General features: G+C 39.4%; 11 protein-coding genes and 1 pseudogene. 7 read left to right on the forward strand and 5 right to left on the reverse strand.

What is annotated here, in order from left to right; all coding sequences use genetic code 11:
- Nucleotides 1–53 precede the first annotated feature (53 nt).
- Together HMPREF9425_RS10150 and HMPREF9425_RS10155 are read right to left on the reverse strand one after the other, a co-directional pair.
- Complete coding sequence (locus HMPREF9425_RS10150; protein ID WP_003096178.1) at nt 54–218, reverse strand: CPBP family glutamic-type intramembrane protease; 165 nt, start codon at nt 216–218, stop codon at nt 54–56.
- 60 nt (nt 219–278) lie between these two features.
- Nucleotides 279–440, reverse strand: a complete 162-nt coding sequence (locus HMPREF9425_RS10155; protein ID WP_248687975.1) for a hypothetical protein — start codon at nt 438–440, stop codon at nt 279–281.
- 257 nt (nt 441–697) lie between these two features.
- Here HMPREF9425_RS10155 and HMPREF9425_RS01660 point away from each other — a divergent pair, with 257 nt between their 5' ends.
- From HMPREF9425_RS01660 to HMPREF9425_RS01670, 3 genes are read left to right on the forward strand one after another with little or no spacing between them, the layout of a single operon-like run.
- Nucleotides 698–1,453, forward strand: a complete 756-nt coding sequence (locus HMPREF9425_RS01660) for a CppA family protein (RefSeq protein WP_037621307.1) — start codon at nt 698–700, stop codon at nt 1,451–1,453.
- Nucleotides 1,453–2,400, forward strand: coding sequence for a serine hydrolase domain-containing protein (locus HMPREF9425_RS01665; protein ID WP_003096185.1), 948 nt, complete (start codon nt 1,453–1,455; stop codon nt 2,398–2,400). Before HMPREF9425_RS01660 ends, HMPREF9425_RS01665 begins: the two co-directional genes overlap by 1 nt.
- Nucleotides 2,384–2,581 carry a hypothetical protein gene (locus tag HMPREF9425_RS01670; RefSeq protein ID WP_003094079.1) on the forward strand — a complete coding sequence of 66 codons (198 nt, stop codon included), beginning with the start codon at nt 2,384–2,386 and terminating at the stop codon, nt 2,579–2,581. Before HMPREF9425_RS01665 ends, HMPREF9425_RS01670 begins: the two co-directional genes overlap by 17 nt.
- A 16-nt stretch (nt 2,582–2,597) precedes the next feature.
- Here the strand turns inward: HMPREF9425_RS01670 and HMPREF9425_RS01675 are convergent.
- The 3 genes and pseudogenes from HMPREF9425_RS01675 to pflB form a co-directional block, all read right to left on the reverse strand.
- Nucleotides 2,598–3,051: pseudogene (locus HMPREF9425_RS01675) on the reverse strand (GNAT family N-acetyltransferase).
- Nucleotides 3,052–3,135: 84 nt separating this feature from the next.
- Nucleotides 3,136–3,810, reverse strand: coding sequence for a carbonic anhydrase family protein (locus HMPREF9425_RS01680; RefSeq protein WP_037621309.1), 675 nt, complete (start codon nt 3,808–3,810; stop codon nt 3,136–3,138).
- Between the two features lie 256 nt (nt 3,811–4,066).
- Entirely contained in the window at nt 4,067–6,379 is a 2,313-nt protein-coding gene (gene pflB, locus HMPREF9425_RS01685; RefSeq protein ID WP_003096193.1) for a formate C-acetyltransferase, read from the reverse strand.
- Nucleotides 6,380–6,647: 268 nt separating this feature from the next.
- Here pflB and dinB point away from each other — a divergent pair, with 268 nt between their 5' ends.
- The 4 genes from dinB to HMPREF9425_RS01710 all read left to right on the forward strand — a co-directional run bounded on the left by dinB (nt 6,648) and on the right by HMPREF9425_RS01710 (nt 9,865).
- Nucleotides 6,648–7,751 carry a DNA polymerase IV gene (gene dinB, locus HMPREF9425_RS01695; RefSeq protein ID WP_003096195.1) on the forward strand — a complete coding sequence of 368 codons (1,104 nt, stop codon included), beginning with the start codon at nt 6,648–6,650 and terminating at the stop codon, nt 7,749–7,751.
- A gap of 258 nt (nt 7,752–8,009) precedes the next feature.
- Entirely contained in the window at nt 8,010–8,456 is a 447-nt protein-coding gene (locus HMPREF9425_RS10160) for a hypothetical protein (RefSeq protein ID WP_003096198.1), read from the forward strand.
- A 66-nt stretch (nt 8,457–8,522) separates the two neighbouring features.
- Nucleotides 8,523–8,750, forward strand: coding sequence for a hypothetical protein (locus HMPREF9425_RS01705; protein WP_003096200.1), 228 nt, complete (start codon nt 8,523–8,525; stop codon nt 8,748–8,750).
- Nucleotides 8,751–9,034: 284 nt separating this feature from the next.
- The gene (locus tag HMPREF9425_RS01710) at nt 9,035–9,865 is read left to right on the forward strand and encodes a transporter substrate-binding domain-containing protein (RefSeq protein ID WP_003094100.1); all 831 of its coding nucleotides are present in this window, start codon (nt 9,035–9,037) and stop codon (nt 9,863–9,865) included.
- Nucleotides 9,866–10,216 lie beyond the last annotated feature (351 nt).

The following is a 10,216-nucleotide window of genomic DNA, read 5'->3' on the forward strand; positions in this document are numbered from 1 at the left end:
TTTTGACTATGCTTAAAAATTTGAAAGTAGCAAAACTGAGAAAGTTTTCTCAGTTACATCGGAGTAGTTATGACTAGGATTGTAGCACCTAAGGTGTAAAGATTCCATAAAACATGAAGTGTGATACTTGCAGATAAGTTTTCTCTTTTTTGGTAGACCATAGAGAGAGCCAAGCCCATTCCAATATAGAGGAAGAGGTGGGCAAGGTTGATAGGCATATGGAATAGGAAAAAGAGACTGGTACTCACTAAAGCAGTAACTATCGAATAAGGAGCCAACTAAGGGCAAACCGACTTACGAAAGAGTAGTTCTTGCAAGAAGGCAGTAATCATCATGCTAATGGCTACTGGGAGGATAGACGTTGTCGTAAGAGTTCTTTGAAGTTCCGCATGGTAGTTGGTGTGGGTCGGTAGCATAAGATTGCTCCCAATAACTCTCATCAAAAAATAAGAACAAACCCCCAAGTAGTAAAAAGAATCCCTGATAGGTATGTCTAAACGCCAAATAATTGACGAAAGTTTTCAGAGTCTTTATTATATTCTAAAATGAGGAATAGCTAGTCCTAAGGTAAAGATAATATAATGATTTTCATAATTTATGCGAAAGAAAGTGAAAAAATTACAATCCTATTTTTTCTTAGGAAAATTCTTGTCACACAGACTCTTTTTGGATAAAATAGAAAAGAATGGAGGGTGTCATGACGCAATCAGGGAATTTTAAGTTTCACACACCAATTTTTCGTGTGAATAATAGACAAGAAAATATCGATTTTTACCAAAATACGTTAGGATTTAAGCTTTTGACTGAGGAAAATGCTCTTGCTGTCTTCACTGACTGGACAGAACGTAACTCACTTTTTGTAATTGAGGAGTCTCCAGCTTACCGTTGTCGTGCAGTTGAAGGTCCTAAGAAAATTAATAAAGTGGTCATTAAGGTTTCAAATCCACTTGAGATTGAGTACCTTTTGGCGCGTGATGTTCATCAAGCTAAGGCTATTTTCCAAGGGGAAAATGGTTACGCTTTTGAGACTATCTCACCAGAAAATGGTCTTATTTTGGTGCATGCTGAAGATGATTTATCAACTTTAAAGACAGTCGAGTACGCAGATGTTGAAGAAAAAGAAGATTTCAAAGGAGTTTCAGACTTTACTGTTCAGTCTTTGACTTTGAATGTTGTTGATACGGTTCAAGCGGCTTTTTTCTACGATAATCTGTTTGGCGAAGAATTGCCTTTATCTATCCACTTTGAAAAGGCAGAAGGTCCTGACCTTCAAGTAAGTCCAGACCAAACTTGGGATTTGGAAATTCTAGAATTTAAGGTAGCTGAGGACTATGATTTGGCTGTCTTGCATGAGAAACTTGACAAGGAACAGTTCTCAAGTTATTTAGATCCTAAAGGAAGTCTACTTGCACTGACTGATATGAGTAATATTGAGGTTTGGTTAACAAAATAATGACTAATTTCAAACAAACATTGTTAACAATTACAGACTATATCAAGGCTGACATCTTCCCGGGTGCCAGCCTTGCACTTTATGATGGAAAGAATTGGCAAGAGTACTATTGTGGTACTCAGGATGGCAAGAATCCAGTAACTCCAGATTTAACCTATGATCTAGCTAGTGTCTCTAAGGTGGTGGGAGTTGGGACTCTTTGTATCTTCTACTTACAGTCAGGAAAACTGGATTTGGATGAGAAGTTGTCCACCTATTATCCTGAAGTAGCAGACAAGACGCTAACCCTTCGTCAGCTTCTTTCTCATAGTAGCGGAATTGATCCTTTTATTCCAAATCGTGATGAATTAGACCAAAAGGGCTTGATTGCTGCAATAAATGCCATCAAAGTTAAGTCTGATAAACCATTCTTGTATACAGATATTAACTTTATTCTCCTGGGGTTGATGCTTGAGAAATTATCTGGACAAACTCTGGATAAGCTCTTTGACATAGAGATTTTTCAACAGTTTGGTATGTTTGAAACACGGTTTGGGCCAGTTGAGCTTGCTGTTCCAACTGTTGAGGGAGTTCCGGGAGGAACTGTTCACGATCCCAAGGCTCGAGTGCTCAAAGAGCACACAGGTTCAGCAGGTCTCTTTTCAACCCTAAAGGACTTGGAAATCTTTGTTAACCATTATTTGAAGGATGATTTTGCTAAAAATCTGACGCAAAATATCAGTCAATCCAAGAAGGAGCGTAGTGTCGCGTGGGACCTTCAAGGCGATTGGCTTATTCATACTGGTTATACAGGTACCTTTGTGCTTATCAATATCCCTCGTCAACGTGCGGGGATTTTCCTCAGTAATCGTACCTATTACAAGGATGAGAGGGCTCAATGGATCAAGGACAGAGATATTTTGATTGAGATAATGAAGAAGGAGTTGGTTTGTGAAACGGTCGAGTAGACACTCTAAGAAAAGAAAGCTTGTCTCTTACTTTTTTGGTCTACATGGAAATTTTGCTCCTTCTTTTTATAGGGGTGAAATACTGGAAAAAATAACAGAAATATTAAAAGCAGGAGAAAATGTGGCAGTTCTTGCTATCGAGCATGGCTATTCTATATTTTCAACAAAAGAAGAAGCTTAAGCAGTTGACCTACTGCTTAAGCTTTTTTACTTATTAAGGATTTTTCAACCGTGATGTGTTGGATACCAGCTTCTTCGAAGATTTGGCCGACTTCTTGATAGCCATTATTGAGATAGAACTTAAGTGCCCCTAGTTGAGCATGGAGAGAAATAGATTTGAAGCTCTGCTCTTGAGCGAAATCTTCAGCCTCTTTTAGGAGGATGCTACCCAGACCTTGACCTTGGTAGTCGTCAAGCACGGCCATACGTTGGAGTGTAACTTGTGTCCAGTCTATGTTAGGAAGTAGGCGTACGGTTGCTGTAGCCTGGCCCTTGGCATCATAGAGGACAAAGTGAATGCAGTAGGCTTCATTGGCATCTATCTCGATGGAGCGCGGAACTCCTTGGCCCTTAACGAAAAACGGTGTTTCGAATAGCCACAGCATCTAGATAAGTCTCTGAAAGTGTATCTCTTGTATGTTTGATAATCATAGGAATAGTGTAGCAAAGATTTTAGTCTATCGTCAATGAGAAAAAGCTTGATGAGAGGAGTAGTCACCAAGCTTTTGATAGGTTTTATTCTTTAATTTTTTTGCCGTTTGCATCTTGGATAGGACGGTTGTTTTCAAATCCAAGAGCTTGGGTGAATTCTTCCACCTGTTCCTTACTAACAGTTTCTTGGCTTTTGAAGACAATCCAGTTAACGCCTTCAGTACAAGGCGGTGTTGTCAATGAGACTTCAAAGTTGCAATAGACCTTGTTTTCAGGATAGAAATCATCAAGTGAGATAGCCTGAGATAAATCCGTTTCAGTATTAGTGGCCTGAGGCATTTTATCCCAGCTTAATTGCAAGGCTTGGTTTTTATCTCCATAGTTATAGAGAACTGAGAGAACTGCGATTTTTCCATTATACGTCTTGTAGACGAAATGCCCTACAAGAGTATAGGTTTTGCCATCTAGTTCATTCTCAACTTGGCCTTCTGATTCTTGATTATTAAGGTTTAGTTCTGGGAGATCAACGTTCTCAGCTCCGGTGATATTAATGTGAGATTGTTCCTTATCCGCCTTGCTGAGTTTATAATCTTTAGAAAGGTCACCCCAATGTTCAGGACTAGTTATACCCGCATAGCTCCATTGGACTTCTTGAGGCTTAGAGGTTTTACTTTGAGTTTCAGACTGGCAGGCTACGAGTAGGATGGTACCGGCTATAAGAGACAATAATCCAATTAGCTTAAAACTTTTCTTAGTTATCCTCCCTATATGCTTTTATTTTTCGACATGTATGCTAGTTAACACGTTATTTGTAAACTAGCAGTCAGATGGTGACAGAGTCTTAGTTCTTTGAGCTACTTCTGAGAATGAAGTGTCTGGAGAAACCAAACAGAAACGCTTTTATTTTATAGCTAATATGAAAGAAAGTAAATTATAGTTTTTTTAGAAAATTATAATTAAAAATAAGTGTTTTACAAAAAGAAAAGAACTCGCTATTGCGAGCTCTTTATTCATTTTATCCCAAAGCATCATCCATTGAAAGAACTTCGTGGAAGACACGTTGTGTCAATTCAGTTTTTTGTTCTGGAGTGAGGTATTTAGTGTTTACACAGTATCCAGAGATACGTACGATAACATCTTCACCGCTCATGATCTTTTCGTAAACATCTGACAAGTCCATAACGTTTAAGTTAACGTGTTGTCCACCGTTTTCAAAGTAACCATCAAGGATTGTTACCAAGTTGTCAACTTGTTCGTCACGAGTTTTACCAAGAGCACGAGGTGATACTTGAGTTGTCAATGAGATACCGTCAGCTGCGTAACCAAAGTCAAGGCTTGCAAGCGAGTTCAAGTTTTGCAACCATCCACCTTTAGCTTTGTTAGATGGGTTAGCACCTGGTGAGAAGAATTCAAGTTTAGACAAGTTCACTGAACCATCTTCGTTGAGGTATACCCCTTTGTGAACTGGAGAGTTACCAGTTTGTTTAGAGTAAGCAACGTTTGAAGTGATTGTAAGAAGTGAAACCGTAGCTTCGGCATCTTTGTAGAGTTTGTGGCTACGAAGACGAGTAGTGTAAGCTTCGATCAACCATTCTGCCAATTCGTTTGAACGTGGGTCATCTTCACCCCAACGTGGGTATTCACCGATTGTTTCGTAGTCGTAGATGTAGCCATCTTCGTCACGGATTGGTTTAACTGTAGCGTACTTGATAGCTGACAATGTATCAACAGTATTTGCGAAACCACAGATACCGAATCCCATGTTAGCACGTTGTTTAGTTGGCAAGAAGGCCATTTGAACAGCTTCGTAGTTGTACTTATCAGTCATGTAGTGGATGATGTTAAGGGCATCTACGTAAGTGTCAGTCAACCAGTCAAGAGATTTTTCGAAGTTAGCTTTAACAGTGTCAAAGTCAAGAACTTCATCACGGACTGGCTCGATGTCAAATACTTTGTAGTCTTTATGAACATCGTCGTAACCACCGTTCAAACCAGTAAGAAGGGCTTTAAGTACGTTAACACGAGCACCGAAGTATTGGATGTTGTGGCGTTGTTCTTCGTTTTCTGGGTCAAGTGGTGATACACAACATGAGATACAGCTCATTTCACCGTATCCGTCTTTAGCCATAGTAGTTACACCTTCGTATTGGATAGAAGAGTGTTTGTGGCTCATGTGCATACAGTAGCGACGGAATGAGTAAGGCAATTTGTCAGTCCAAAGAACTGTCAAGTTTGGTTCTGGAGAGTTACCGATGTTGTCAAGAGTGTTCAAGAAACGGTAGTCCATCTTAGTAACACGGTGACGACCGTCAGCCCCCATACCAGCCATAGAAGTTGTGATGAATGTTGGGTCACCTGAGTACAATTGGTCGTAAGCTTTTGTACGAGCAAACTTAACTGTACGAAGTTTCATAACGAAATCATCAACAAATTCTTGGATTTCTGATTCAGTGTAAGTACCACGAGCAAGGTCACGTTCTGCGTATACGTCAAGGACGATTGGCACACGACCAAGTGAAGTAGCGGCACCGTTGATCACACGACATACTGCCATGAAGGCGATGTTTGTCCATTGGATAGCTTCTTTAGTATCGAAGGCTGGACGACGAACATCTACACCATAAAGGTCACCAAGGCGAACAACGTCTTGAAGTGCTTGATATTGAAGGTTAACTTCTTCACGAAGACGGATAGTTTCTTCGTCGATTTCTTTGATAGCATTCCAGTCGTTAACTTTTTCTTGCATCAAGTAGTCAGCACCGTAAAGGGCAAGACGAGCGTAAACCCCGATGATACGTCCACGTGAGTAAGCATCTGGAAGACCAGTAACTGTGTGAGCGTGACGTGCACGACGGATGTTTGAAGTGTAAGCACGGAAGATACCATCGTTAACTGTAGTCACGTATTTTGTGAAAATTTCGTGTACAGCTGGGTCTGGTTCATAACCGTGTTCTTTCAAGGCAGTTTCCGCCATACGAATACCACCTTTAGGCATGAAGTTCAATTTGAAGAGCTCATCATTTTGGATACCATAGATAAGTTCATCTTCTTTTGAAATGTATCCTGCGTCAATGTCAGCGATTGAAGTTGGACGAGTATCCATTGGGAAGCGTCCTTCAGCTTCATAGCCTGCTTTAGTTTCATCTACGATTTTTTTAATTTTTAGGGAGCGTTCAGTTGGTCCTGCAAGGAAGCTTTCGTCACCATCATAAGGTGTGTAGTTTGCTTGAACGAAACGTGAAACGCTAGCTTTTTCTTTCCAGTCAGTTCCTTTAAAGCCTTCCCACGCTTTTTCAAAAACATCTGTGTTAGTTTTAACCGTTGCCATAGTTTGGATCTCCTATAATTCTAGTAACAAAATCATCTGTTACATTCTCTAAAAGTATTCTATCACACAGTAACCGCTTACACAACTTTAAAACTGCGTTTTTAGAGACATTCTTTTATAATACAGTTTATAAAACTGAAAATCTGTAGTATAAATTTCTGTTTTTTGATAGATTTTGGTATTATAGGGGGGAGAGTGCTTTGTAGGCCCAAAGTTTTCTGTAAAGATCTTTATAATGAAACGAATCTGAGAAAGGAGGCAAGAAGCCATGCTAGAGTTCCCTCTAATTAATGATACCAGTCGGAAAATCATCCATATTGACATGGACGCCTTTTTTGCTCAGGTCGAGATGAGAGATGATCCTAGTCTTAAAGACAAACCTGTTATTATCGGTCATGATCCCAGAAAAACAGGAGGCCGTGGTGTGGTGTCTACTTGTAATTACGAGGCTAGAAAATATGGTGTCCATTCAGCCATGTCTTCTAAGGAAGCCTATGAACGTTGTCCTAATGCTGTCTTTATCTCAGGAAATTATAGCCATTACCGAGAGGTGGGGATGCAAATTCGTGAGATTTTTAAACGCTATACCGACTTGGTTGAACCTATGTCTATCGATGAAGCTTATCTTGATGTGACGATAAATAAGCTTGGTATCAAGTCTGCAGTTAAGGTGGCTAAGCTTATCCAGTATGATATTTGGCAGGAACTCCATCTGACTTGTTCTGCAGGCGTTTCCTATAATAAATTTATTGCCAAACTAGCCTCTGATTTTCAAAAGCCTGCTGGTTTGACGGTGGTACTTCCAGAGGAGGCTCAGGAATTTTTGGAAAAGCTACCTATTGAAAAGTTTCATGGTGTTGGTAAAAAGTCAGTTGAGCGTCTTCATGACATGGATATATACATCGGTGCCGATCTTTTGAAAATTCCTGAGATAACCTTAATAGACCGCTTTGGCCGTTTTGGTTTCGATCTCTTTCGAAAGGCTAGAGGAATTTCCAATAGCCCAGTAAAGCCTAACCGTGTCCGTAAATCTATCGGAAGTGAGCGAACCTATGGTAAGCTCCTGTATAATGAAGATGACATCAAGGCTGAGTTGACTAAGAATGCTAGACGGGTAGCGGAAAGTGCCCAGAAAAATAAAAAAGTCGGTCGTATCATTGTTATCAAGGTTCGTTATTCGGACTTTTCAACCCTAACCAAACGGATGACCTTGGACAAATCGACCCAGGACTTTGACACCATCGAAAGGATTGCCCATAGCATTTTTGATCAGCTAGACGAAAATAGCAGTGGTGTCCGACTGTTGGGTGTTACGCTGACAGGTTTGGAAGATCAAGAAGGTAGACAGTTAGACTTAGACGATTTGGCGTGATTATATTATATATAGTAGAGTTTTGACTTGTTACGTTGCCAGTTGACCTTAAAGCATCATCAGACCTGTGCTATCTTAATTAGTAAGTAATAGAAATGAGGTAATAAAAGTAATGAAAAAGTTTTTACTTACCTGTGCTTGACTTTAACAACTTTCTTGGTTCTTGTAGCCTGTACTTCAAATAAGCCAGCTAAAAAGAAAAACGAATCAACTTCGACATAACGTGTCAAGGCTGATACGACGATTTTTATTGATATCATGCTTGGAAAATCAAGTAACGGTTTTTCAAAACTATACAGAACAAATTACGAAACATGGACCGAAACGAATGTCTTTAAAAAACAGGTTGCAGATACTATTGAAGAGAAGGGATTCACGCCTGAAGAAAATTACACCTATAAGTACATCGAAGGCTATAATGCTAAGGCACCAACTCAAGTGTTTTCAAAGTTTCTCAGGGTACGCCGTAATATGATTGGCAAGATTCAGGACTATAAACTGAAGGATGTTAAAGTCAAGGAAAATGAAGCAACAGTGACTTTTACTTCACGCTCTGTTAGTGTCCATGGAGCTGAAGCTGCTGTTCGTACTCTCCTCATGAGTCTCTATGGTATTAATATTGACAAGTTGAAGCACTGGAACCAATCTGATAAGAGTAATGATGAAAAGGGTAAGGTCAAAGATCTCACAACGAAGTTTCTTTAGGGTGAAAACTTTAACGGTGATTTAACGCAATTTAAGAATATTGATAAAGAATTGTTCTATACACCTTTGACAGGTGCAGATAATTTGGAAAGGACCTTCAAATTTACCGAAGATAATGGGGGCAACTGGACTATCTCTACAAAAGATTATAAAGAACTTGTCGAGGATCTGGTTGGCCATGATGAATCAGGAAGTAAAGCCGTTTACGCCGAACGTATCCATGATAATTTGTCAGACTATCAACCTGAAGATAGTAGCGACTCAAGTAATAAGTTATCAGGTAAGGACAAGTAGTGTGGATAATAGATTATTTTTAGTTGTTTTCCCTCTTAGGATTATATAGGAGTGATAGGTTGATAGTATTTCACATGAATACTAGACAATCAATATTTAATGTAATATGTTAAAGATGAAAAGAGTTGTCACTGATGTGGCAGCTCTTTTCTATCTTGCTATTTCTAGCATTATCCCTATAACCTTTATCTATCACCTCTTAGGTTTTTATTATTAGACGAGTTTGGATGAAGATGGTAAACTGTTATCACTAACTATTAATGAAGGTATCGAGGATTATAGATATGAAAAAATGGCTTGCAGGCATAGGGATTCTTGGCTTGTCGGTTTTGACTTTGGCAGCTTGTGGAAACAAAAGTGACAGTAAGGTATCTGGTGAAAAGCAGACGATTACTGTTGCGACAGACTCTGATACGGCGCCTTTCACTTTCAAAAAAGGTGACGACTTCAAGGGGTATGATATTGATTTGGTAAAGGCTGTTTTCAAGGATTCGGACAAGTATGAGGTCAAGTTTGTGACGACGCCTTTTGATTCCATCTTGACAGGGGTGGATTCTGGACGTTATCAGATTGCAGCTAATGATTTCAACTACAATGAAGAGCGTGCACAGAAATATAGTTTTTCAGATCCGATTTCACGTTCTAACTATGCAATCACCAGTGTTGAGGGTACCAAGTATACTAGCCTAGACGATTTGTCTGGTAAGACGACAGAGGTGCTTCCTGGCTCTAACTACGCTCAGTTGCTTGAAAATTGGAACCACGCCAATGCGGACAAGACACCAATTACAATCAACTACGCTTCTAGCTCAACTGGTCTTTCAACGCGTGTTCAACACATTCAAGAAGGAAAAATTGATTTTATCCTTTATGATGCCATTTCGTCTGAGTACATTGTTAAAGATCAAGGCTATAAGTTGGCTGTAAACAAGATTAAAGACGATATCGGTATGAAGACTGATGGCCTTGAATATCTTCTTTTCTCAAATGATAAGCAAGGTAAGGAACTCAAGACTTTTGTCAATAAGCGTATCAAAGAGCTCAAGAAGGATGGAACCCTTGCCAAACTCAGTAAGGAATACTTTGGTGGCGATTACGTCAGTGATTTGAAATAAGATGGTTAAAAGGTGAGACTGCTGTCTCAGCTTTAGATCGAAAACAAAGTTTTCTTTTGAGGATTTCCTTAGGTAACAACGGACATCAGTGACCTTCTTAGAAGTTCCATGACTAAGTTTTAAGCCTAAGGACTCAAAACTTCCGAACACCTGAAACGTTAAAATGTCAGGTGTTTTTCTCACGGCGGAAAGCCTTGGTTTATTCTCACTTTGTTCCTAAAATAAGGATTCGTTTAGAGAAATTCTCAAAAATCTGTTTAAACCTCAACAAGATAGTGTTATCAGTGATATGATTTTCTTATCACTATGATAAGAAAAGACTATTTCACAGACTTTCCGAGTCGTGCTAAA

The organism is Streptococcus vestibularis ATCC 49124 (assembly GCF_000188295.1).
In the GTDB taxonomy this organism is placed as follows: domain Bacteria; phylum Bacillota; class Bacilli; order Lactobacillales; family Streptococcaceae; genus Streptococcus; species Streptococcus vestibularis.